A 24,286-nucleotide genomic window follows, 5' to 3' on the forward strand; every position below is an offset into this window, starting at 1 on the left:
CCTTACCGCCGTTTACTTAAATGACGTACAGGTCGAGATACTCATTGACCGGCATCTGTTCCAGGCGAGTTCTGTCGAGAGAAACCTCCAGAATGCGCTGCTGCTGGCGAGTCGGGAACTGGCGCGCGAGATTGATTTTGAATTTATCGACCAGTTTCGGAATGCCATCCTGACGGCGGCGAGCATGACCAATGGGGTACTCCACCACCACTTCTTCAAAGCGCGTGCCGTCGGTGAACTCAAGGGTAATGGCATTGGCGATGGCGCGTTTTTCCGGGTCGTGGTAGTCAGCAGTAAATGCCGGATCTTCAAAGCAATTGATCTTCTCGCGCAGGGCGTCAATGCGTTTATCTTGCGCAACGTTGTCCTCGTAATCTGCCGCCGTTAAGCGCCCGAACAGCAGCGGGATCGCCACCATGTACTGAATGCAGTGGTCGCGGTCAGCCGGGTTATTGAGCGGCCCTTTTTTGTCGATGATGCGAATACAGGCTTCGTGGGTGCGAATGGTCACTTTTTCGATATCCGCCGCCGTTTTGCCTGCTGCCTGCATCTGTTCATAGAGCGTCATCGCTGCTTCAACTGCCGTCTGGGAGTGGAACTCCGCCGGAAAGGAGATTTTGAACAGCACATTTTCCATGACGTAAGAACCGTACGGGCGCTGGAAGCGGAACGACTCACCTTTAAAGGAGACGTCGTAGAAACCCCACACCGGCGCGGTCAGAGCTGACGGGTAACCCATTTCGCCCGTTTTCGCCATCAGCGCCAGACGTACCGCGCGGGACGTGGCATCGCCCGCCGCCCAGGATTTACGCGTACCGGTGTTCGGTGCATGACGATAAGTGCGCAGCGACTGTCCGTCTACCCATGCCAGCGAAACGGCGTTGAGAATTTCCTCGCGGGTCAGGCCGAGCATTTCGGCGACCACGGCGGTGGAAGCCACTTTCACTAACAGAACGTGGTCGAGACCAACGCGGTTAAAGGAGTTTTCCAGCGCGATGCAGCCCTGAATTTCATGGGCTTTGATCATTCCGGTCAGCACCTGTTTCATGGTCAACGGCGCTTTGCCGCTGGCGATCGCGTTGCGCGAAAGCCAGTCCGCCGTTGCCAGAATGCCGCCGAGGTTGTCGGAAGGATGCCCCCACTCCGCCGCCAGCCAGGTATCGTTGAAATCGAGCCAGCGGATCATCGCGCCGATGTTAAATGCCGCCTGGACGGGGTCGAGCTGGAACTGAGTTCCGGGGACGCGCACGCCGTTGGGGACGACGGTGCCGGGGACAATTGGCCCCAGCAGTTTTTTACAGGCTGGGTATTCGAGAGCTTCAAGACCGCAGCCGAGCGTGTCGAGCAGGCAGTAATGTGCGGTGTCGTAGGCTACTCTGGAGCTGATTTCGTAGTTCATCACGTAATCGACGATATCAACGATTTCACGATCAAATTCCGGGCGAATGTTGTTGATTTGAGCTGACATTGGGTACGTTTCCTTATTGTTATTCGTAGAGGTTTACTGGCGCTTATCCAGCGCGACAAACTGGCGGTCTTCCGGTCCAACATAATTGGCGGAAGGACGGATAATTTTGTTGTCCTGACGTTGTTCGATAATGTGCGCCGCCCAGCCGGTGACGCGGGCGATAACAAACAGTGGTGTGAACATCTCGGTGGGAACACCCATCATGTTGTAGGAAACAGCGGAGAACCAGTCGAGATTGGGGAACATCTTTTTGCTCTCCCACATCACTGTTTCCAGGCGATCGGCGATGTTGTACATCTTCAGCGAGCCGCCTTCCTGCGAGAGCTGCTTTGCCACGCGTTTGATCACCTGGTGGCGCGGGTCGGCGATGGTATAAACCGGATGCCCAAAACCAATGACCACTTCTTTGTTTTCCACCCGCTTGCGGATATCTGCTTCGGCTTCGTCCGGCGTTTCGTAGCGTTGCTGGATCTCCAGCGACACTTCATTCGCCCCGCCGTGTTTCGGTCCGCGCAGTGCGCCAATCGCGCCAATAATCGCGGAATACATATCAGAGCCAGTGCCCGCAATCACCCGGCTGGTAAAGGTGGAAGCGTTAAACTCGTGTTCGGCGTACAGCACCAGCGAGATATGCATCGCCTTTTCCCAGCTTGGCGACGGCTTTTCGCCGTGCAGCAGATGCAGGAAGTGACCGCCGATAGAGTCGTCATCAGTTTCCGGCTGGATGCGTTCGCCGTTATGGCTGTAGTGATACCAGTAGAGAAGAATCGAGCTAAGTGACGCCAGCAGTTTGTCGGCAATATCCCGCGCACCAGATACAGTGTGCCCCTCTTTTTCCGGCAGTGTGCAGCCGAGCGCGGAAACGCCGGTGCGCATAACATCCATCGGGTGCGACGCCGCTGGTAAGGCTTCCAGCACAGTACGCACGTTAGCCGGTAAACCGCGCAGGGCTTTCAGTTTCGTTTTGTAGGCGGCAAGTTCGTCACGGGTCGGCAGTTTGCCGTGGATCAGCAGATGCGCCACTTCTTCAAATTCGCAATGTGCCGCCAGATCAAGAATATCGTAGCCACGGTAATGCAAGTCATTGCCACTTTTACCCACGGTGCAGAGCGCCGTATTGCCCGCCGGAACGCCAGAAAGCGCCACCGATTTTTTCGGTTTAATGACATGGGTACTGTTTTGCAGGATCGTTGTGTCGCTCATGTTGTCCTCGTCATTTGTAGGGTCGAGATATTTTTCGTTGTGTTTTATTTCGCCTGGTTACGGGCAAACAGGTCGTCGAGCTTCTCTTCGTACTGGTAGTAGTTGATGCTTTCGTACAGCTCGTTGCGGGTCTGCATGGTGTCGATGACGCTTTTCTGCGTGCCTTCCTGACGCAGGACGTTGTAGACATGTTCAGCGGCGCGGTTCATGGCACGGAACGCTGAAAGCGGGTACAGCGCCATTGCAACATGGGCACTGCGTAATTCATCGGTAGTAAACAGCGGCGTGGCACCAAATTCGGTAATGTTAGCGAGGATCGGCACCTGCACCGCATCGGCAAACTGGCGGTACATGGCGAGTTCGGTAATCGCCTCCGGGAACAACATCTCGGCACCCGCTTCAACATAGGCCTGCGCACGCTCGATCGCGGCGTCCAGCCCCTCTACCGCCAGCGCATCGGTGCGCGCCATGATCACAAAATCAGGATCGGTTTTCGCATCCACCGCCGCGCGGATCCGATCCACCATCTCCTCTTTCGAGACGATCGCTTTGTTCGGGCGATGACCGCAGCGTTTCGCACCAACCTGATCTTCAATATGCAATCCTGCCGCACCGGCTTTAATCATCGATTTCACGGTGCGCGCCACGTTAAAAGCAGAAGAACCAAAACCGATATCCGCATCCACCAGCAGCGGCAGCGAACAAACGTCGGTGATACGGCGAATATCTGTCAGCACGTCATCAAGAGTAGAAATACCGAGATCGGGCAGCCCCAGCGACCCTGCCGCCACGCCACCGCCGGAGAGATAAATTGCCTGATATCCGGCACGCTGCGCCAACAGCGCATGGTTGGCGTTAATGGTGCCAACAATCTGCAATGGATTTTCTTTAGACAGTGCAGCGCGAAACGCTTTACCTGGAGAGTGTAGAGACATAGCCCATCCTTTGTTATCAACTTGTTATTTGCGTTGATAAAGACAAAGCAAGGGGTGTGCCACAATTGACTGAATAAAATTAAATGTTTAATTTCAATTTGTTAGAGATAAAGTCATGAAGTAATCCGCAAAAATGCGTTTCAGTTAACGTTTCAGGCAATGTTTCACCGCGTTTCATTGCAACAATTATGAAACAAGGCTAAACCCAATATTCGGTTTCTTAACTTTGCGGTGCGCTATGGCACATCCACCACGGCTTAATGACGACAAACCGGTTATCTGGACGGTATCGGTAACGCGCCTGTTCGAGCTGTTTCGCGATATCAGTCTCGAGTTTGATCACCTGGCGAATATCACCCCTATTCAGCTTGGCTTTGAAAAAGCGGTGACCTACATCCGCAAGAAACTGGCAAGCGAACGCTGTGACGCCATCATTGCCGCTGGCTCTAACGGCGCGTATCTGAAAAGCCGCCTGTCAGTGCCAGTTATTTTGATTAAACCGAGCGGCTACGATGTGTTACAGGCACTGGCAAAAGCCGGAAAACTCACCTCTTCTATCGGCGTTGTCACTTATCAGGAAACTATTCCGGCACTGGTGGCGTTTCAAAAAACCTTTAATTTGCGCCTCGATCAACGTAGCTACATTACCGAGGAAGACGCACGCGGGCAGATTAACGAGCTAAAAGCTAACGGCACCGAAGCGGTGGTCGGTGCGGGGCTGATTACCGATCTGGCAGAAGAAGCCGGAATGACCGGAATTTTTATCTATTCCGCCGCCACCGTGCGCCAGGCATTCAGCGATGCGCTGGATATGACGCGCATGTCGTTACGCCATAACACTCACGATGCCACCCGTAACGCCCTGCGTACTCGTTACGTGCTGGGCGATATGCTCGGTCAATCACCACAGATGGAACAGGTGCGGCAGACTATTTTGCTGTATGCCCGCTCCAGTGCAGCGGTGTTGATTGAGGGGGAAACGGGGACGGGCAAAGAGCTGGCGGCCCAGGCGATTCATCGGGAATATTTTGCCCGCCACGATGCGCGACAGGGCAAAAAGTCGCATCCGTTTGTTGCCGTCAACTGCGGGGCGATTGCCGAATCGTTGCTGGAAGCAGAGCTGTTTGGCTATGAGGAAGGGGCGTTCACCGGCTCGCGACGCGGAGGTCGCGCCGGGCTGTTCGAAATCGCCCACGGTGGCACGCTGTTTCTTGACGAGATAGGCGAAATGCCGCTGCCGTTGCAGACTCGGCTGCTGCGGGTGCTGGAAGAAAAAGAGGTCACCCGCGTCGGCGGGCATCAGCCTGTTCCGGTGGATGTGCGAGTCATTAGCGCCACTCACTGCAATCTGGAAGAAGATATGCGGCAAGGGCAGTTTCGCCGTGATCTGTTTTATCGGCTGAGTATTTTGCGTCTGCAATTGCCACCACTGCGCGAGCGGGTGACGGATATTCTGCCGCTGGCGGAAAGCTTTTTGAAAGTGTCTCTGGCGGCGCTCTCCGCCCCGTTTTCTGCCGCATTACGCCAGGGATTACAGGCAAGCGAAACCGTGCTGGTGCACTACGACTGGCCGGGCAATATTCGTGAACTGCGCAATATGATGGAGCGACTGGCGCTGTTTTTAAGTGTGGAACCGACGCCGGATTTAACGCCGCAATTTTTGCAGCTGCTACTGCCGGAGCTGGCGCGCGAGTCAGCGAAAACTCCCGCTCCACGCTTGCTGACACCACAACAGGCACTGGAGAAATTTAAAGGCGATAAAACAGCAGCGGCGAATTATTTAGGCATAAGCCGGACGACCTTCTGGCGGCGGCTGAAAAACTGAACTGCCGAATGCAGCGCGAACGCTTTATCCGGCATAAATTTCAATAGATGATGATCACCGATAAACTTACGCATCGGGGATGTTTACATAGGTTTCAGAATTACTTCTTCTTATAAATATTTGCCGTGCCGTGAATCTTATTGTCAGTTTGACCAGAGGTCAGCACCAACACATCAGCCCCTTTTTCATCCGCTTTTTTGATCAAATCTTCTTTCGCATCTGCGGTCGACATTTCATTGCTGGTTGAAATATCACCTATTTTTTCATATTGCGATTCAACCTTTTCAAATTCCGCTTTGGTCATTAATTCTGCGGCATAGACATTGGTAACGGCAAACGCTAACGCACCGACTAACATTTTAGAGATTATTTTCATATTACGGCTCCAGAGTTGTTATCACACTATCACCCACCCACATTATTGGGTTGATTAATAATTAGTTCAGTCAGGGCATAAACGCCAGTAACCGGAAATAAGACACTTTGTGATCTCTCTCGCACCCGATTATTTTTGGTAGAAATATGATGAAGTTACTTCACTTATTTATGGATGAAATCACTATGGATCCTTTGCACGCCGTTTATCTGACCGTAGGACTGTTCGTGATTACTTTTTTTAATCCGGGAGCCAATCTCTTTGTGGTAGTACAAACCAGCCTGGCTTCCGGTCGACGCGCAGGGGTGCTGACCGGACTGGGCGTGGCGCTGGGCGATGCGTTTTATTCCGGGTTGGGTTTGTTTGGTCTTGCAACGCTAATTACGCAGTGTGAGGAGATTTTTTCGCTTATCAGAATCGTCGGCGGCGCTTATCTCTTATGGTTTGCGTGGTGTAGCATGCGCCGCCAGTCAACACCGCAGATGAGCACACTACAACAACCGATTAGTGCCCCCTGGTATGTCTTTTTCCGCCGTGGATTAATTACCGATCTCTCTAACCCGCAAACCGTTTTATTTTTTATCAGTATTTTCTCAGTAACATTAAATGCCGAAACACCAACATGGGCACGTTTAATGGCCTGGGCGGGGATTGTGCTCGCATCAATTATCTGGCGAGTCTTTCTTAGTCAGGCGTTTTCTTTGCCCGCAGTGCGTCGTGCTTATGGGCGTATGCAACGCGTTGCCAGTCGGGTTATTGGTGCAATTATTGGTGTATTCGCGCTACGCCTGATTTACGAAGGGGTGACGCAGCGGTGAGCAGATAATTTACTCTCTACGTAATCAACCTGATTTGCCGAATCCCGACCATCGGCGATGATAGCCCCCGTAATGCGTGGGCCTTATTTCCGATAAGTTTACTTGAGTCTTTAGCTTCCCATTTCAGCCCACTCTCCCCTGTGTGGGCTTTTTTCATTGCTCTGACCCGTCCTGAATAGCCAAACAATGGCAATGTTCCACTTTGCAGGGATGAAAATAAGGGGATCTGATTCAGAAGAGTTTTGAAAAGTTGGACCGCCATCGAGGCCTCGAACCCCGTACCATACAACAATCCTGGTTGTCGTCTGCTCTTCCTGATGAGCTAATGGCGGTTTTTGATATGAGCCTTACAGCATATTTTCTGTCAGGCTTGAGTGCGATGCGTAAGATACAGAAAAGACCCCACACAAACATGATGGAATTATGATTTTTTTCATATGAATGTCAACCCACACATTCACAAAACATCTGTATGAGAACATTTTTTATACACCATATAGCTGCGAAACCACTACTGGTGCTTTTTTAAGCGAAACTCCGCCGTTCACAACAAAATATCGGCGAAAAAGGAGGGGGAATGCCATTTGGCATACAGATATACAGATGAAATGATGACCTGCTTTGCGATTCACTCTCTGGTGGAATAACAACTTGCAGGTGGCTCTCTTAAATAAAAATAAACGTCGCAGATAATAAAGCTCTGATTAAACCAGACACTATCAGAAATCGCTCATAACTAACGTGTAAAGTAGTGGAGTTAATTTAACAATCTGAATTTACGCTATAGGTTTACCACTACTTTGATATTATTTCGCTCTCCTTAACTAAAAAGTTAAGTGGAGCGAAGTTAATATGTTAAACCACAGGATGTTTATTAATTTTTTCAGTCTGTTAGTGTGCGATTATCGATAACAAAACGATATTTCACATCACCACGCAGCATTCGCTCATAGGCTTCATTAATTTGATCGGCCCGAATCATCTCTATATCAGCCACGATGCCATGTTCGGCGCAAAAATCGAGCATCTCCTGAGTTTCTGGAATGCCGCCAATCATAGAACCAGCTATCGCGCGGCGTTTCATGATCAGGTTGAAAACTTCCGGCGATTTATGCGGTGTCGCAGGCGCACCAACCAGCGTTATGGTGCCATCGCGCTTCAGCAAGGTGGTAAAATCGTCGAGATTATGTGGCGCAGCTACTGTATTCAAAATGAAATCGAAACTCTTCACATGAGCCACCATCTCATCGGCATTGCGTGAGTTAACAACTTCATCGGCCCCCAGGGCTTTTGCCGCTTCGCGTTTTGACTCAGAAGTGGTAAATGCCACCACATGCGCCCCCATCGCGTGGGCCAGTTTAATCCCCATATGTCCCAGACCGCCGATGCCGACCACGCCCACTTTTTTACCCGGCCCGGCCAGCCAGTGGCGTAGCGGCGAGTACGTGGTGATTCCTGCACACAATAAAGGAGCCACCGCCGCCAGCTGCTCTTGCGGGTGACGAATACGCAGAACATATCGCTCATGAACGACGATCTGTTGTGAGTAGCCGCCCAGAGTATGGCCCGGTTCATCCGGTGTCGGCGAGTTATAGGTTCCGGTCATGTGATCACAGTAGTTTTCCAGCCCATCTTCACACTCTTCGCAATGTTTACAACTGTCGACAATGCAGCCGACACCAACCAGATCGCCCGGCGCATATTTTTCTACCTGATCACCAACGGCTACCACGCGCCCTACAATTTCATGGCCCGGCACGCAGGGATAAACCGTCCCCGCCCACTCGGAACGGACCTGGTGGATATCGGAATGGCAGACGCCACAGTAAGCGATTTCAATTTTGACATCATGCGGTCCCGGTTCACGCCGGGTGATATCCATCGGTTCAAGCGGTTGTTTAGCGGAATATGCACCAACAGCTTTGATCTTCATTGTGTTTACTCCTGATTAGCTATGTGTATTTGGCGATGCCTGATATGTCATCGCGGCAAAACGCGTCCATTGAATATAGCCAATATTTAAACCACCCGATCCAGCCCTAACATGCCGCGAGCCTGAATGAAACAGAGCAGCAACGTTCCCCATAAGGCCATCGTCAGGTAGGGGCTTATACCGAGAATATTGAAGCCGCTTTCAATAATTTGCAGAAGAAACAGCGCCAGCACCATACCAATTATCCGCCCGCTGCCGCCGTCCGGATTAACCCCGCCGAGTACTGCCGCGAGGATTGACACCAGCAAGTAAGATTCGCCATAAGAGGCCTTAGCCGAGTTGAGTTTCGACATCATCAAAAATGCCGCTACCGCACAAAGCAAGGCGGAAATGACATACACCCATATCAGCACCCGACGAGTGTTAATACCGGAGTAAAGTGTTGCTCGTTCGTTAGAACCAATCAGATAAATGGATTTACCGAGCGGCGTTTTCTCCAGCAATATCCACAGCCCCAGCGCCACTGCGGTAAACAACCACATCGGTAGCGGAATACCGAACCACTGTGCATGATTCAACCACAGCACCCATGAGGGATAATTGGCAATGGCGCTACCGCCTGTCACCAGAATATTAACCCCTTTGAGCAACGTCATCATCCCAAGTGTTGCAAGAATTGGCGACACTCGAATACCAGCAATCAATACGCCGTTACATAAACCGATTATCACCGCCGCGCCAGCGCCCGCCAGCAGCGTAGCGACAACCGTAGCAATACCTGGTGGATACTGAGTCGCCACCCACGCCATCACCAGTGAACAGGCGTTAGCAGTGGCTATAATTGACAAGTTAATGCCACCGCAAAGCATGGTCACCGCCATAGCCAACGCCAGAATGCCCAGCACGGGCATTTGCGAAGCGACGGACTGGAAATTACTTATCGACCAGAAAATCTCCGGCATAGTAATGCTGAAGGCGGCAACAGTTAGCACCAGCAGGCCGATCAAGTAAAACTCAACGTTATTACGCCACGATTTTTTCATAGCAGACTCCGGTTCTGATGCTGACTCCACGCCGTGGCGCTAATGCTGGCAACGATGATGATGCCGGTGATCAATGTTTGCCAGTAAGACGAGACTCCCAATAAATTTAGCCCGTTTTGCATCACTGCCAACAACACCACGCCGAGCAAAGTACCGGTTAACGTGCCGCGCCCGCCGAGCAAACTAGTGCCGCCAAGCACCACCGCAGCCAGTACTGTCAGCTCATAACCCAGAAGAGAATCGGGGGCGACAGTCATCACCGTCCACGACTGCACTACACCCGCAGCACCAGACATCAATCCCATATAGCCATAGACGAAAAGTTGCAGTTTCAGCACACTAAAGCCGATGCGACTGGCTGATTCGCGGTTCCCGCCAAGGGCATAAATTTTGCGCCCTACACTGGTGAAATTCATGATAAACGCTGTCAGCAGCACCACCGTAATCATGGCGATCAGCGGCAGACCAAGGCCATAGTCATAGCCATCAGCATCGGTGTACTTGAACAACATTACCCCCTGCTCAAACCACGGCGGAAAGTCGTACAGCCACACACCTTTACTCAACCATAACAGCAGGCCATAAAAAATATTCAGCGTCGAGATAGTGATGATGATAGAAGGCACCCGTAGGCGATTAACCAGTAAGGCGTTAATTAAGCCAAGTAAAATGCCGATGCCGCCCGCCAGGGCAAACGCGACAGCAAAGTTGCCACCAATTTTTTGCAGCAGCAGCACCATGCCGTATTGCGCAATGATGGTCATTGCCGGAAACGAAATATCAATCCCACCGGAAATTAACACCACAAACAAACCACAGGCGAGAATAGTCAACATGGCATAGTTATTGGCGAGATCGTACAAATTACCGAATGTCAGAAACTCGTCGCTGCGCCAGGCAAGGCCAACAAACAGCACCACAATCAGTAATGCCAGCCAGAATTCATGGCGTTTTTTCAGTTCAGCCATTTACCACCTCCGCAATCCTGGCCTGAGAACTGCTGTCAGGCAGGAAGCTATGGGTGATCTGACCTTTTTGCATTACCAAAATCCGGTGGCTTTGATACCACGCTTCTTCAATTTCATCGCAGATCATCAATACCGCAATGCCATGAGCCGCCAGATCGCTGATAATGCCGTATATTCCTGCTTTGTTGGCGATATCAACACCGACTGTCGGGCTATCGAGAATCAACAGTCGTGGCCCAATCGCCAGCCATTTGGCGATCGATACTCGCTGCGCGTTACCACCAGAAAGCGTATTCACCGGGAGATGAGGATCAGAGACTTTGATGGTCAATGCCTTGATTAGCCTGTCCACCAGGTCACACACTTTAGCTTCACTCAGAAAGCCGAAGCGATCTTTTACCTTGTGAAAAACAGTGCTAATGATGTTGTCTTCAATAGATTGCGCCATCACCAAACCGCGCGACATGCGATCTTCCGAAACATAACCAATACCGTGGCGGATGGCGTCCTGGTTACTATGCAGTGTAACCAGCTGGCCGTTGATGAGGATCTCGCCAGCATCCGGTCGGGTCATACCAAACAGACTCAGACATAATTCCGTGCGCCCCGCACCAAGCAGGCCAACAATCGATACCACTTCGCCCGCTTCCACCCGCAAGTTAATATTTAGATATTCCCCATGACGACTTAAATTACGCACCTCCAGCACCGGGGTGCTGGATTTTCCCTGCCACAACTCTCGCACCTGATATTCAAACTCCTGGCCGGTCATCAGAAAACCGAGTTGTTTTGTGGTCATCTCTGCGGCCGGAAAGGTCCCGACCAGCTCACCATCTTTCAGCACTGAAATACGGTCGGAAACTTCCATCACTTCTTCCAGACGATGACTGACGAAGACCACGCAGATCCCGCGTTCCCGCAATTGATGCACCACCTGTAATAACCCTTGCACTTCCTGATGGGTCAGCGAAGCGGTTGGTTCATCCATCACGATCAACCGTGCGTCCTGCGCCAGTGCACGGCAAATTGCCACCAGCTGACAGCGGGCAATTGAAAGCTCAGAAACGAGCGTATCCAGTGGCAATGTGACGTTAATACTGGTCATTGCCGCCTGCGCCACCTCACGCAGACGACGTCGGTTAACAAACAGACCGTGGTGATAGTGATTCACGGCGATATTCTCCCAGACACTCAGGTTAGGAAATAAAGAGAGGTCCTGATAAATCACCTGAATCCCCTGCGCCACCGAAGCGGCGGGTGTCAGCTTTGACCAGTTTTTCCCACCAAGCGTAATTTCCGCTCCCTCATCCGGGCGATAAACACCGGACATAATTTTAATCAACGTCGATTTACCACAGCCGTTTTGCCCGGCAAGACAGTGCACTTCACCCGACATAAAGTCGAGAGAAACATCGCGCAGCGCTCGCGTGGCATGAAACGTTTTGTTGATATGACGAAGGGAAAGGAAGGTTTCCATAACATCCCCTGGCAATAAGAATCGGGGCTTTCGCCCCGAAGAAATGGATTAATAAAGTGAGTCGATATTGTCTTTGTTGACCAGTAATACCTTATGGAAACGGATAATTCGCTTATCCATATCTACGTCGGCCTTACCCAGATTCTGCATTTCTAATCCAGGTTTGATCTCTTCACCCTTCAGCAACGTGCTGGCGACGGCCGCGAGTGCGTAACCTGCAGAGGCCGGATCGTAAGTAATCCCTTCGGTGATATCACCACTTTTAATCAGTGATGCCGCCTGTGAAGGGATCATCATGCCATAGACTGCGACTTTATTTTTCGCCCGTTTCTCTTTCACTGCACGTCCCGCGCCAATCGGACCGTTTGAACCAAAGGAGACAACCGCTTTCAAGTCAGGATAGGTTTTCATCAGGTCCAGTGTAGTACGACGTGAGTCATCCACACTCTCGGCAACCGGCATGCGGCGGGTAACTTCATGCATATCCGGGTAATGCTCTTTCTGGTATTTCACCAGCAAGTCAGCCCATAAGTTATGCTGCGGCACGGTCAAACTACCCACGTAAATCACATAGCCGCCCTTGCCACCCATGCGTTTCGCCATATGCTCAACATATTCAGCGGCAAATTTTTCGTTATCAATGATTTCGATATCCCAGTTAGCACTTGGCTGACCGGGGGATTCGTTGGTCAGAACCACAATTCCGGCATCTCGCGCTTTTTTGAATACCGGTTCCAGCACGTTGGCATCGTTTGGCACAATTGTAATTGCATTAACCTTACGGGCGATTAAATCCTCAATAATTTTAACTTGTTGTGGAGCATCAGTACTTGAAGGCCCCACCTGTGACGCATTAACACCAAAGGCTTTACCCGCCTCAACCACACCTTCGCCCATGCGATTAAACCACGGCATACCATCGACTTTAGAGATATTCACCACGACTTTTTCCGCGGCCTGGAGCGGCGCAGAAATTAGCGCAGCGCCTAATAACAGCGAAGACACCATATTGATAACAAAACGTTTATTCATCATTTCAGCCTCATTGCAGGGTAGTCAGGAAGTGTTCGCCCAAATTAGCGCGCTGGAGAGAATAAGAATTTTCGAATATTTTTATGCAGAATAAACAGCCCTATTTCAGGCAGCTATTAAAAATTTGGTTATAAATATGGACAAAACGGGCAGTAACAATAAGTGTGACAATCATCACGTAAAAAATAGCAAAATAAACAAAATTAGCGATACTTTATGTTTGTGAGCTTATTTCGCGTAGAAAAATAGTTATCTACACAACGTCAATAAGGGCATATTCTTCAAAGATAACGTCCATTTCGGGTGAATAGCATCCTTCTGCCTGGAAAAAACGACGGTGTTCATTACGCCAATATTCAAGACTGAGGTCACCTTCACCTTCCTTACGGGCAAGCTCCGCGGTGACATCAGAAAAGCGCAGTAAATGCAGGCCAATTACTCTGATAACACAGACAGGCTCACCACGGCTATTTTCTACAATCTTATACTCCCCAATCATCGGAAATGCGTTGTCTTCAATACATCCCGCCAGCGAACCACAGGAAGCTGTTTTAACACCAGTCGCAATCAACGTTGCGAGGTGATCGGCCAACGCTGCTGAATCGCCAAAAGTACAAAAGGAAGCATGGGGATATTTTTGTGAGATTTTTTCTTTTATGGTCATGAGAATATTTTCGCGATTACGGAAAAACAAATCACATCTTAATTACTGTTGATAACCATCAGCAAGAGGATCATTGGTTTTTCTATGTTTAATCTTTTTATCCGAAGCAGGTCACATTTATGGCTTGATAAATACCTTTGTTAAAACTCACTTTTGTGTATTTCTCTCAAATAATCCCCTGGAAATTATGCCCGGAGATTATAAAGTTCAGGATCATTCATTAGCAAACCATTGATGCCCCACTCCCTGGGGCTTAAATCTCTTACTGTTCACCGTTGCAGACATATCAAGTTCGTATCAACCTGCCACACTCCCCCACACCAGTTGCCCTTTATGGAACGTCGCCGTTCTCGGCGAGATACGCGCCACCGCCTCGGCGGAACAGGAGGCGTCCACCAGCACAAAGCTGGCGTCATCCTGCGCTTTAGGCCACACACGCTCGCCTTTTTCGTTGAGCGGCAATACATCGCCAGTGGCTAAAAACAGCGAACGGGACAAATTCTGTTCGTTAGGACGAATATAGAGCTGCGCGTAGAGATTGGCTTTTTCCAGCATGTCGCCCAGGCCGTAAGGCGACCAGTGGTCGATAACGCTGTCGGTGCCGGTCATCACTTTTACGCCTTTGTCGTGCAGTTGTTTGAGCGGCATATGCAACGTGCCAATCGGCACCGTCGAGGCGATAGAAATTTGCTGCGCCGCCATCCGGTGCGCCAGTTCATCTACCTGTTGCTCATTGAGCGTTGCCAGCGCAAAGGCGTGGCTGATGGTCAGCTTGCCCTTCAGTTGCGGCGTTTTCTCCACTGTTTCAACCATATAATTGATGGCCGCTACGCCTGCCGGAGTGGTTTCGTGCAGGTGAATATCGACGCCTTTGTCGTAGTCCAGTGCAATCTGGAACATGGTGTCGAGGGATTTTTCCATCGCGCCATCAACACTGGTCGGGTCCAGCCCGCCGACGTAATGCGCCCCCGCCTGCATCGCTTCGCGCATTAAGGGTTCCGATTTCGACAGCAGCAAACCGTGCTGCGGGAAGGCGACGATTTCACACTCGAAGCCCGCCTGACGTCGCGCCAGCACCGCCTGCAAATTTTGCAGATTTTTCAGGCCGGAAACCGGTTCGATATTGCAGTGGCTGCGGGCAATGGTGGTGCCTTTCGACTGCAATAAATCGATCAGTTTTTCTGCCCGCTCCTGAGTGTAGGGTTGCAGTTCCGGCAGCATTTTTTGCTCGAGCTTAATCATGTCCTGGATGGTGGTGCCTGCAGGGCGATTGAGTGAGCGCCACGGTCCGCCGTAAAAGGTTTTGTCGAGATGAATATGCATGTCGCGAGTAGTGGGCAACATAAGCTTACCGCCAGCGTCATAGTGCGGCAGCGTGGCGTCCGGATGCTGCTTGTTCTCGCGCAGGGCAACAATTTTACCGTTCTGAATTTCCACAGTCTGGCGCGCCGTGCGGGTCTGCACCGCCACGCCATTTTCGTAGTCAAAACCGGTTTCCAGCAGCACGTTATCGAGATAGTAATACGGGTCAGTGATTTTCATGGTGTTGTTCGCTTCGCAGTTTAGGGTGCCAGCTACCCCCGCATGGGCGAGCGGCACTGAGGGACCAAACAGCGCGGCGGCGGTGACCATCTTACCGCTCTGGCTCAGAAATTCACGGCGGCTATTGTTTTCTTTCATCTTACGTCCTTAGGTTTTAATAATATGGGTGCCCGTTTCGCCGCGTAGCGCCGCAGGCAGGCATTCCGGCGTGGTGATAATCACTTCTTTGCCGCCTTGTTCCAGGAACGTCAGGCTGGCGATGATTTTTGGCAACATGCTGCCAGGTGGGAAATGCCCTTCCTGCATATAGCGGGTCATGGTGGCAATATCTACGCGATCCAGCGCCTGCTGCTGCGGTTTGCCAAAGTGAATACACACTTTTTCGACGCCAGTGGTGATCACCAGAATGTCGGCGTGAATTTCGCGAGCCAGTAGCGCGGTAGAGAGATCTTTGTCGATAACCGCGTCCACGCTTTGGTAATCCCCCGCGTCAGTACGCACTACCGGAATTCCGCCGCCGCCCGCGCCAATCACCACAAAGCCTTGTTGGATCAGCGCCTTAATGGCAGGTGCTTCGACAATACGTTTCGGTTCCGGCGAGGCGACCACGCGGCGATAGCCCCGTCCGGCATCTTCAACAAAACGCCAGTCAGGGTTTGCCTTTTGTAGTTCGTCACGCTGGCTTTCACTAAAGAATGCGCCAATGGGTTTGATGGGATGGGCAAACCCCGGATCGTTTTTATCCACTTCTACCTGAGTCACCACGGTGACGGCTTTTTTCTCGCCGTGACGCGCCAGTCGGTTGTTCAGCGCCTGCTGGATCAGATAGCCAATGCCACCTTGCGTATCCGCCACACAGTTCGCCAGCGGCGTTAAGGGCAGCCCTTCGCGCTCGTGGGCAATCTCCGCGCGGCGTAAATCCAGCCCGACCTGCGGCCCGTTGCCATGGGTCAGCACAATGTCGTAATCGGAAGCCAGCATTTCCAGCACCGTATCGGCCACGGCTTTCACCGCCTCCGCCTGATGCTCAATCGACTGGCTGGCGTTATCTTTGATAATGCTGTTGCCACCAATGGCAACGACCACAAGTTCTTTCATGTTGTTATGTCCGCGACAGAGGGTGATGGGGTTATGACCAACGCCAGACTGCCTGATGCGCTACGCTTATCAGGCCTACAGATTCTTGCGCCACTCGTAGGCCGGATAAGGCGTTCACGCCGCATCCGGCAGAAACAACGCGCACTTTACAGATCAGACGCCGTAACGTTCGCACCAGCCAAAAATGGCTTTCTCGAAGCAGGCGAAGGGTGGATGCACAATGCCCGCGCCAATCATGCCGATGCCCGCATCTTTATGGGCAATGGCGGTGTTGATCACCGGCAGAATGCCGCTGCTGCCCACGCGGGTGATGTCGATTGCCGACGGCACGCCCATAAAACCGAGCAGCGGAATGGTGACGTTGGGGTTTTCACCGAGAGTGATTTCACGCATCTGGCGGGAGAAATCGATAGCCTCTTCCACCGTACCGCCCACCAGCGCGACGATTGCAGGCGCGGTCGCCATGGCAAATCCGCCAATGCCGTAGGTTTCAGTGATGGCGCTGTCGCCGATATCCAGCCCCGAATCTTCCGGCTTATAACCGGCAAACATCGGCCCGATCACCTGCTGCGCCGGACCGGTAAACCATTGCCCCGGTAATCCGCTGACCCGCAGGCCGAACTCGACGCCGTTACGCGCCATGGTGGTGACCACAGTGCTGTATTCAATGCCGTGCGCCGCATCCATCGCCGCTTTACACATCGCCATCCACGTCGGGCCGGAGAAGTAGTCGCAGCTGGCGACAAACTCAAACACTTCCCGCTGTTGTTCGACGGAATAGCCCGCCTGAATAATCCCTGGCGTCAGCGCCTGAATCAGCAACGTCGTCCCGGCGTTATTGCGGTTATGGCATTCATCGCCCATATGCAGCGCCTGCGCCAGCATTAAGCGCAGATCGATTTCGCCGATAATTTTCATCGCGTCGCGCAGCATGGGTCCCTGCACATCGCGCATCCAGTTGAGGCGGTCGATCACGCTCTGGTCGTTAGCGCCCATACGCAAAATCTTCGCCATCTGCTCGCTCATGTTGGTATAAGCGATGTTGCCATAGGTTTTGTTTTTCACGATGTGCATAAACATCGAGGCCGAGGTGACGCCCGCCATCGATCCCACACAGTCGTGTTCGTGGCACGGCGAGAAGGTGATCTCCCCGGAAGCCGCCAGCTCAGCCGCCTCGTCGAGATCTTTCGCCAGTCCTTCAAACACCAGCGCTCCGGTGACCGCGCCCTTCATCGCGCCGCACATTTTTTCCCAGGTGACCGGCGGCCCGGCGTGAAGAATGGTTTTCGCCGTCATGCCCGGCACCACGTTAATCGCCTGATCAAAACCAATCAGCACCGGATGCGACTGGATAATGCGCTCCAGCGCCTGCTGATTCGCGGAGGCGATTTTGTCCGCCAGTGGCGAATCGGCAATGTTGTCCAGTGCCTGCACCACCTGCATATTGCCCTGCCCCGGCGGCGTCCAGTCGAGTTGGGTCACTTCTACATGCTGCTTTTTCAGATCATCGCTAAACATGGCGATACCGACGTTAATAACGTTCAACGGTTGGCTAAACAGTGACTGGCTCATCAGGCTTCCTCCCCTTTGCAGATAAATTCACGCGCCAGCAATCCGGTATTGGTGCTGCTGCTCGCCAGAATCACTCCGGCATCAAGCAGCATCTGGCTTTGTTGTTCTAATGATGGCGTATCGAGATCGGTGCCCAGCACATAGGCGAGAATGATCAACTCGCGTCCTTCGGCAGCGGCGATCGCTTTCGCTTCTTTGATCGCCTCGATGGTGGAACCGACCGGATCTTCATGCGATCCAAATCCGAGAACAAAATCCATCACGATCACCGCCACTTCTGGATCGCGCGCTTCTTCGATCACGCGGCTGATACGGTTGGTCGGGTCAATCATTGGATGCGGCTTGCCGTTGGTGAAGTCATCATCGCCAAAGTCGAGGAAGGTATGTTTGATGCTGCGGTTGATATCTTGCAGGCGGAATTCAGGATCGGGCTGGATATTGCTGTAGACATCGCCATGTTTTTCCATCACCGCGAACAGGGTTTCGTCACACAGCGTACCGCCGCAGAACAGACCACGAATGTATTTCTGCTGCGGTTGCAGACGCGCACGCACATCCGCAATCAACGGCTGGTTAAGCGTATGCAGGTCGAGATGTTCTTGTTTCACGCCGGAGAGCATCACCGCTTTCAATGCCGCCTCTTTGCTGCCGCGAGCAAACTGTAGCCCCTGCTCATCCACTGGCGTTTCGCCACGACCGAGGAAGCAGGCCACCACTGGCTTGCGGCAGGCGCGTGCGCGTTCCAGCACTTTGCGGGCCACCGCAGGCGCAGGCGGTTTGGAGATAAGCACAATGATTTCAGTTTGCGGATCGTTTTCCAGCATCCCGATGGCATCGAGCATCATCAGGCCACCGATTTTCTCGCTCAGGTCGCGCCCGCCGGTGCCGATCAGTTGTGAAACGCCGCCACCAAATTCATGGATACGGACGCTCAATTCCTGGCTGCCGGTGCCAGATGCGCCAACAATACCGATGTTGCCGCGACGCACGGCGTTACCAAAGCAGAGCGCCGCGCCGTTGATAATCGCCGTGCCGCAGTCTGGCCCCATCATCAGCAGCCCTTTTTCATGGGCCAACTGTTTGAGCGCCAGTTCATCTTCAACTGAGACATTATCGGAAAACAGCATCACGTTGAGGTCATTTTGCAGCGCCTGACGCGCTTCGCGAGCGGCAAACAGACCGTTGACCGAAATCACTGCCAGGTTACTTTCCGGGATATGCTTTTTGGCGCTGGCAATAGTGGCGTAACGCGCCTCGTGCGAGCCGCTTTGCGCTTTGGTGTTGAACAGTTCTTCAATCTCCGCCAGCAACTGCTCGTTGTCCACACCCGATTTACCATTGATGACAATCATCAGGTCGCCGTTTTTCGCCTGCTCCAGCTCCGGCGTCAGCAGTCCTAAATTCTTCAACACGCCTTTGTTCATTTCGGTCGCCATCGCCACAAATGCCTGCTCGACGCCGTCGAGTTTATTTGCACGCGTGGAGATAGACATCAGCGAGACAGAATCAAAATAGGTATTCGGTTTAATGACTATTTTAACTGACATAATTCCCTCCGTAGGTTTGACTCAGCGCACAACCATCGGCCATGCCATACAGCATGTCGCAGCCGGAACTGGAGCCAATATGTTTAATTTTTTCTATTGCCTGAGTTGCGTTCCCAGGGATGTCATAAATAATGTTGTGAATAAAACGATGAATATTTTCCCGGCAGCGTTGTTGTAATGCGGCTTCCAGCGTGATGGCACTTAATAACGTGGTATTATTTCTGCCGCGTTGCAGACCGAGATAAAATTCCTCTTTGTATTTTTCCGCCGGATGTCCGGGAAGAAATAAAATAAGCGCCAGACCTGTTAAATAATCGTCGGCTGATGGCGTAAGGCCAATCCCTAAGCCCATCATACTGGCGACCGCTACGGCGATATTTTGTTTATCGTTTACGGCCTGAATAACTGCCCGTCGTTTAATATGTAGTTCTTTATTTAACGCCTGATAAAACGGATTATCGCCGCGATAATTAAACAGGGTTTCATTTTCCCCCAGGTGCTGATGAATAATGTCGTGCCACTGTTGCCAGGCGATAAGGTGAAAATTCAGAGCGGTCATTTGCAAGGTTGGGGACAGCCAACGCTGGCAATGACTCATCTCTATATGAAGATGTTGACCAACCGTAATGCCTTGATCGTCAAACTGAACCTTATCACCATGCCGGAACAGACCATTAAAGTGAGTGAGTGCCAACCGACAACTGTTTGGCGCATTGTCGTACTCTTCACAAAGCAGCGTCAGCAACTGCTGGCGAGCCGGGAGTGCGATATTTACCGCTCTGGCAAAGACCTGTTCAACCTGTCCTTGCCCCCGCTGCGCCAGAAAATCAGCATCCGCAGTTAGCGCCCACACACACCGTCTTTCTGGTGTGTTGATAGCAAGCCTCCCGGTTTATGCGCCTGCGGCAATCAGTAACTGCGCAATCTCTTCAAAGCCCCGTTCTCGCGCCAGTTCCAGCGGTGTTTTGCCATATTTATCCGTCAGATGCGGGCTGGCACCGTGTTCCAGTAATAACTGGACAATCGCCTGCTGTTTAATCCCGCCATCATTAAGCACAATCGCTTCCAGTAGCGGCGTCCAGCCAACATGGTTGGTCTGGTTAACGTTAATCTCCGTATGCGCCAAAAGCTCTTTTACAATACTTAAATGGCCTTTTTCACAGGCAGGCGTCAGGCCGACACCGCCAAAACGGGTTACGCAATTAAGATCGGGTTTAGCCGGTAAAATAATTCGTAGTAGCGTTAAATCATCGTTCAGACAGCTAATTAAAAAAGGATTTAAACAGGTATGATCTTGTTTATTAATATTCGCTCCGGCGTCAATTAATGCCTGAACGCAAGCATATTGCTGATATAAACTTGCCAGCGTAATTGCCGTTTTCCCCTGACGATCGCAGGTATTAATATCGACACCCAGCGCAAGGCAGATTTTTACTTTATCGATATCCCCCTGTTGCGCAGCCAATAAATAGTCTGCAGGTAGATTTTTTATAGTCATTCACATTCACCTGGTTTTTGTGGCTGTTTTCGATGAATTGAGAATAGCAACGATAATCTGATAAAAGAACCCGCTTAAATTTAATTCGCCGTATTTCGCCTTTTTGTTGAATGATGTTCAACAATCTTTTCGCCGTGTGCGGTAGTGCAATATTTGTTTCTTTGACCCGATACCCTTTCACTCAATCAGGTTTTATTTCTCTATAGTCTGCACATGTAAGAGTAGCTTTCGTCCATGTCTAACCAGAGGGGAACAAGATGAACGGACTCACGGCAACGGGTGTCACCGTCGGTATTTGTGCAGGGCTTTGGCAGTTAGTGTCTTCACATGTCGGGCTCTCTCAGGGATGGGAATTATTAGGAACCATTGGCTTCGTCGCCTTTTGCAGTTTTTATGCCGCAGGCGGCGGTAAATCGGGGTTTATCAAAAGCCTGGCGGTTAATTATTCCGGGATGGTGTGGGCGTTTTTCGCCGCGCTGGCTGCCGGTTGGCTGGCCCCGGTGAGTGGACTGTCCGCGTTCTGGGCGAGCGTGATTACGACTGTACCCTTCTCGGCGGTGGTGGTCTGGCAAGGGCGTTTCTGGTTACTGTCTTTTATTCCCGGAGGCTTTCTCGGCATGACGCTATTTTTTGCCAGCGGGATGAACTGGACGGTGACATTACTGGGTTTTCTGGCGGGTAACTGCGTGGGGATAATTTCAGAATACGGCGGACAAAAATTAAGCGAAGCGACGACCAAAAGCGACGGGTATTAAAAGTTATTCAAAAATGATTATCCATCTTTAATGGATACCTCTACAGTCATGGCTGGAGAAATTCAGAATCGAAAATGGCGGGAGCGAGTCGATGAACTCAATTTTTACCGAAGAGAATCTGTTGGCATTTACTACCGCTGCGCGTTTTGGCAGCTTCAGTAAAGCCGCAGAAGAGTTGGGTTTAACCACTTCCGCCATTAGCTACACCATTAAACGTATGGAAACAGGGCTGGATGTGGTGCTGTTCACTCGCAGTACCCGCAGCATTGAGTTAACGGAGTCCGGGCGTTATTTTTTCCGCAAAGCTACCGACCTGCTGAATGATTTTCACGCCATTAAACGCAGTATCGATACTATTTCGCAGGGCATAGAAGCGCGTGTGCGCATTTGTATTAATCAGCTGCTTTATACGCCCAAACACACCGCGCGCTTATTACAGGTGCTGAAAAAGCAGTTTCCTACCTGCCAGATTACCGTGACGACCGAAGTGTATAACGGCGTCTGGGATGCGATTATTAATAATCAGGCAAATATCGCCATCGGCGCGCCCGACACGCTGCTGGACGGCGGCGGCATTGATTACACGGAGATTGGCGCGATTCGCTGGGCTTTTGCCATCGCCCCGGATCACCCATTAGCCTTTGTGCCGGAGCCGATCGCCGAAAGCCAGCTGCGTCTCTACCCTAATATCATGGTGGAGGACACCGCGCATACGATTAATAAAAAAGTGGGCTGGTTGCTGCATGGGCAGGAGTCAATTCTGGTGCCAGATTTCAACACCAAATGTCAGTGCCAGATTTTAGGTGAAGGAATTGGTTTTTTGCCGGATTACATGGTCCGTGAGGCGATGGCGCAATCCTTGCTGGTTACCCGACAAATCCATAACCCGCGCCAGGATTCACGCATGTTACTCGCAACCCAGCACTCTGCCACCGGTCAGGTGACGCAGTGGATTAAAAAACAATTTGCGCCAAATGGCATATTAACGGGGATCTATCAGGATTTACTGCATCGGGAGAATTAATCGCTGCCAACCTCCCGATGCGCTGTGAATAGCGGTTTACATCAACCACCTGCTTTCATTACCCATTCAGAGATAAATTTATTACCCGGTACTGGCGGAGAGTACAAATAGCCCTGTAAAAAGTGAACGCCTTTACCGATCATTAAATCCGCCTGCTCCTGGGTTTCTACCCCTTCCGCCACGATACTCAGACCAGGCTTACGCGCCAGTTCGACAATATTGTCCACAATATGACCGGAGATTTCATCGACACTCGCCATTTGCACAAACGACTTGTCAATTTTAATAAAATCGACCGGGAACGCCTGCAAGTAACGATAGGTCGCATAACCCGTACCAAAGTCATCCAGCGCAAAAGTAATATTGTGCTGATGAAGGCTGTCAAATATCGCTCTGGCTTCTGGCGTTACCGGAATAGGATTACGTTCCGTCAGCTCAAGAACCAGCTTGATTTTATCGTTACCTAATTTCTTAACCAGGTTCAGACACTCTTTTTCAAATCCCGCAGCCAAAAAACAGCCCGCCGAGACGTTGATACCAATATGGAAATTGTCCGGCAGCAAATGTTTTACCGGCATCAGAATATCCGCAGTCTGTTTCATCAGCTGGCGAGTCATTATGACAATAAGACCGGATGACTCCGCCAGAGGAATAAACTGATCCGGTGGGATCATTCCCGTTTGTGGATGTTCCCAGCGGACAAGCACTTCACAGCCCGTCAGTACCCCAGTCTGCGCGCAGAAAACCGGTTGGATCCACGGTTTAAACTCGTGGTTTTCCAACGCCAGACTGATGGCTTCAGGCGTGACGATATGGTGATAGTGATTATCATTAATATATTTGTGACTATTATTACCCGTGGCGGATATGATCTCCGGATTGTACTGAAAGAAAATATCCCGCCAGAAAGTAATATCGCTCTGAATCCCCAGTTTCTCAAAGAGCTGTTTCTTTTGATGTGAAATGGTCTTTGCACTGCGATTTCTGTACTGTGATATTTCTGTTACAGACATTCCCTGCATCAGCAGCTTGAGTAGCAGTCGTTCTTTCTCGGATACGCTACCAGGCAATGACAAATGAACCGTTGTACCGAACTCTTGCAGAAAAACACGAAAATCACATGAATTCATGAACACACCTTTTATCTTTTATCGCTGTTCAGTATGAGTGATTACCTGTGGATTCCTGAGCACACATAAGGGGTAACCATAAACATTAGCGATGCCATACGTATAACATCCCACATCACTATCAAGAAGATTATCTTTACCTCTGATGCTCGCTCAAAAACAGTTACGCTAAATACCTTAAAAAGGTAATCACAAGTCAAACTCAGGAGATAATCACGCAAGAATGCAATATTAAAATTCAGATACTCATTTTTGGTAATAAAGAAGTAGTTGGACTATTTCGATATTTATAATTTCCCACTACGTATTGACGCCCATTCATGAGTAAAGGCGCATTATATGAATTTAACAATCCAGATCAACTGAAAATACCTCAAC

22 protein-coding genes are annotated in these 24,286 nt (G+C 51.0%); 4 read left to right on the top strand and 18 right to left on the bottom strand.

Annotated elements, in window-relative coordinates:
• Nucleotides 1–16: 16 nt before the first annotated feature.
• Genes prpD through prpB form a run of 3 tightly spaced genes read right to left on the bottom strand, consistent with a single transcriptional unit; the run spans nt 17 to nt 3,606 of the window.
• Nucleotides 17–1,468, bottom strand: coding sequence for a 2-methylcitrate dehydratase (gene prpD, locus EAS44_RS18915; RefSeq protein ID WP_001275885.1), 1,452 nt, complete (start codon nt 1,466–1,468; stop codon nt 17–19).
• 33 nt (nt 1,469–1,501) lie between these two features.
• Nucleotides 1,502–2,671, bottom strand: a complete 1,170-nt coding sequence (gene prpC / locus EAS44_RS18920) for a 2-methylcitrate synthase (RefSeq protein ID WP_001285893.1) — start codon at nt 2,669–2,671, stop codon at nt 1,502–1,504.
• Nucleotides 2,672–2,715: 44 nt separating this feature from the next.
• A complete protein-coding gene (gene prpB / locus EAS44_RS18925; protein ID WP_000052170.1) occupies nt 2,716–3,606 on the bottom strand; it encodes a methylisocitrate lyase in 891 nt (296 codons plus the stop codon).
• A 238-nt stretch (nt 3,607–3,844) separates the two neighbouring features.
• On the opposite strand from prpB, the gene prpR reads away from it, so the two are divergent.
• The gene (gene prpR, locus EAS44_RS18930) at nt 3,845–5,431 is read left to right on the top strand and encodes a propionate catabolism operon regulatory protein PrpR (protein WP_000941091.1); all 1,587 of its coding nucleotides are present in this window, start codon (nt 3,845–3,847) and stop codon (nt 5,429–5,431) included.
• 100 nt (nt 5,432–5,531) lie between these two features.
• Here the strand turns inward: prpR and yahO are convergent, their stop codons facing one another.
• Nucleotides 5,532–5,807, bottom strand: coding sequence for a DUF1471 family periplasmic protein YahO (yahO, locus tag EAS44_RS18935; RefSeq protein WP_000691953.1), 276 nt, complete (start codon nt 5,805–5,807; stop codon nt 5,532–5,534).
• A 146-nt stretch (nt 5,808–5,953) separates the two neighbouring features.
• Between yahO and yahN the strand changes: the two genes are divergently transcribed.
• Nucleotides 5,954–6,625: a LysE family transporter gene (gene yahN, locus EAS44_RS18940; RefSeq protein ID WP_000976975.1), complete on the top strand. Its 672-nt coding sequence runs from the start codon at nt 5,954–5,956 to the stop codon at nt 6,623–6,625.
• A gap of 16 nt (nt 6,626–6,641) precedes the next feature.
• Here the strand turns inward: yahN and yahM are convergent, their stop codons facing one another.
• The 13 genes from yahM to yahD form a co-directional block, all read right to left on the bottom strand.
• Nucleotides 6,642–6,887 carry a protein YahM gene (gene yahM / locus EAS44_RS18945; protein ID WP_025856282.1) on the bottom strand — a complete coding sequence of 82 codons (246 nt, stop codon included), beginning with the start codon at nt 6,885–6,887 and terminating at the stop codon, nt 6,642–6,644.
• A gap of 621 nt (nt 6,888–7,508) precedes the next feature.
• Complete coding sequence (gene yahK / locus EAS44_RS18950) at nt 7,509–8,558, bottom strand: NADPH-dependent aldehyde reductase YahK (RefSeq protein ID WP_000692719.1); 1,050 nt, start codon at nt 8,556–8,558, stop codon at nt 7,509–7,511.
• An 86-nt stretch (nt 8,559–8,644) separates the two neighbouring features.
• Nucleotides 8,645–9,601: an ABC transporter permease gene (locus EAS44_RS18955; RefSeq protein ID WP_000750346.1), complete on the bottom strand. Its 957-nt coding sequence runs from the start codon at nt 9,599–9,601 to the stop codon at nt 8,645–8,647.
• Nucleotides 9,598–10,569, bottom strand: a complete 972-nt coding sequence (locus tag EAS44_RS18960; RefSeq protein ID WP_000818902.1) for an ABC transporter permease — start codon at nt 10,567–10,569, stop codon at nt 9,598–9,600. The genes EAS44_RS18955 and EAS44_RS18960 overlap by 4 nt, the downstream gene beginning before the upstream one ends.
• The gene (locus tag EAS44_RS18965; protein ID WP_000447331.1) at nt 10,562–12,046 is read right to left on the bottom strand and encodes a sugar ABC transporter ATP-binding protein; all 1,485 of its coding nucleotides are present in this window, start codon (nt 12,044–12,046) and stop codon (nt 10,562–10,564) included. Before EAS44_RS18965 ends, EAS44_RS18960 begins: the two co-directional genes overlap by 8 nt.
• A gap of 48 nt (nt 12,047–12,094) precedes the next feature.
• Nucleotides 12,095–13,078, bottom strand: coding sequence for an autoinducer 2 ABC transporter substrate-binding protein (locus tag EAS44_RS18970; protein WP_001042107.1), 984 nt, complete (start codon nt 13,076–13,078; stop codon nt 12,095–12,097).
• A gap of 253 nt (nt 13,079–13,331) precedes the next feature.
• Nucleotides 13,332–13,742: an ASCH domain-containing protein gene (locus tag EAS44_RS18975; protein WP_000152768.1), complete on the bottom strand. Its 411-nt coding sequence runs from the start codon at nt 13,740–13,742 to the stop codon at nt 13,332–13,334.
• Nucleotides 13,743–14,039: 297 nt separating this feature from the next.
• Nucleotides 14,040–15,422, bottom strand: coding sequence for an amidohydrolase family protein (gene yahJ / locus EAS44_RS18980; protein ID WP_000662403.1), 1,383 nt, complete (start codon nt 15,420–15,422; stop codon nt 14,040–14,042).
• A gap of 9 nt (nt 15,423–15,431) precedes the next feature.
• Nucleotides 15,432–16,382 carry a carbamate kinase family protein gene (gene yahI / locus EAS44_RS18985; RefSeq protein ID WP_000661611.1) on the bottom strand — a complete coding sequence of 317 codons (951 nt, stop codon included), beginning with the start codon at nt 16,380–16,382 and terminating at the stop codon, nt 15,432–15,434.
• A 153-nt stretch (nt 16,383–16,535) separates the two neighbouring features.
• On the bottom strand, nt 16,536–17,954 hold the full coding sequence (gene yahG, locus EAS44_RS18990) for a DUF1116 domain-containing protein (RefSeq protein ID WP_000083468.1): 1,419 nt from the start codon (nt 17,952–17,954) through the stop codon (nt 16,536–16,538).
• A complete protein-coding gene (gene fdrA / locus EAS44_RS18995) occupies nt 17,954–19,501 on the bottom strand; it encodes an acyl-CoA synthetase FdrA (protein WP_000111845.1) in 1,548 nt (515 codons plus the stop codon). The genes yahG and fdrA overlap by 1 nt, the downstream gene beginning before the upstream one ends.
• Nucleotides 19,491–20,354: a DUF2877 domain-containing protein gene (gene yahE, locus EAS44_RS19000; RefSeq protein WP_001313614.1), complete on the bottom strand. Its 864-nt coding sequence runs from the start codon at nt 20,352–20,354 to the stop codon at nt 19,491–19,493. The genes fdrA and yahE overlap by 11 nt, the downstream gene beginning before the upstream one ends.
• Nucleotides 20,355–20,393: 39 nt before the next feature.
• Nucleotides 20,394–20,999 carry an ankyrin repeat domain-containing protein gene (yahD, locus tag EAS44_RS19005; RefSeq protein WP_000153089.1) on the bottom strand — a complete coding sequence of 202 codons (606 nt, stop codon included), beginning with the start codon at nt 20,997–20,999 and terminating at the stop codon, nt 20,394–20,396.
• A gap of 257 nt (nt 21,000–21,256) precedes the next feature.
• Here yahD and yahC point away from each other — a divergent pair, with 257 nt between their 5' ends.
• Together yahC and yahB are read left to right on the top strand one after the other, a co-directional pair.
• Nucleotides 21,257–21,754 carry a DUF1097 domain-containing protein gene (gene yahC / locus EAS44_RS19010; RefSeq protein WP_001013871.1) on the top strand — a complete coding sequence of 166 codons (498 nt, stop codon included), beginning with the start codon at nt 21,257–21,259 and terminating at the stop codon, nt 21,752–21,754.
• 91 nt (nt 21,755–21,845) lie between these two features.
• Nucleotides 21,846–22,778 carry a LysR substrate-binding domain-containing protein gene (gene yahB / locus EAS44_RS19015; RefSeq protein WP_001084388.1) on the top strand — a complete coding sequence of 311 codons (933 nt, stop codon included), beginning with the start codon at nt 21,846–21,848 and terminating at the stop codon, nt 22,776–22,778.
• Nucleotides 22,779–22,819: 41 nt separating this feature from the next.
• Here yahB and pdeL read toward each other — a convergent pair whose 3' ends face one another.
• Nucleotides 22,820–23,908 (bottom strand): DNA-binding transcriptional activator/c-di-GMP phosphodiesterase PdeL, encoded by a 1,089-nt coding sequence (gene pdeL / locus EAS44_RS19020; RefSeq protein WP_001295808.1) that lies wholly within the window; start codon nt 23,906–23,908, stop codon nt 22,820–22,822.
• Nucleotides 23,909–24,286: the final 378 nt, after the last annotated feature.

It is taken from the genome of Escherichia coli DSM 30083 = JCM 1649 = ATCC 11775 (genome assembly GCF_003697165.2).
GTDB lineage: Bacteria > Pseudomonadota > Gammaproteobacteria > Enterobacterales > Enterobacteriaceae > Escherichia > Escherichia coli.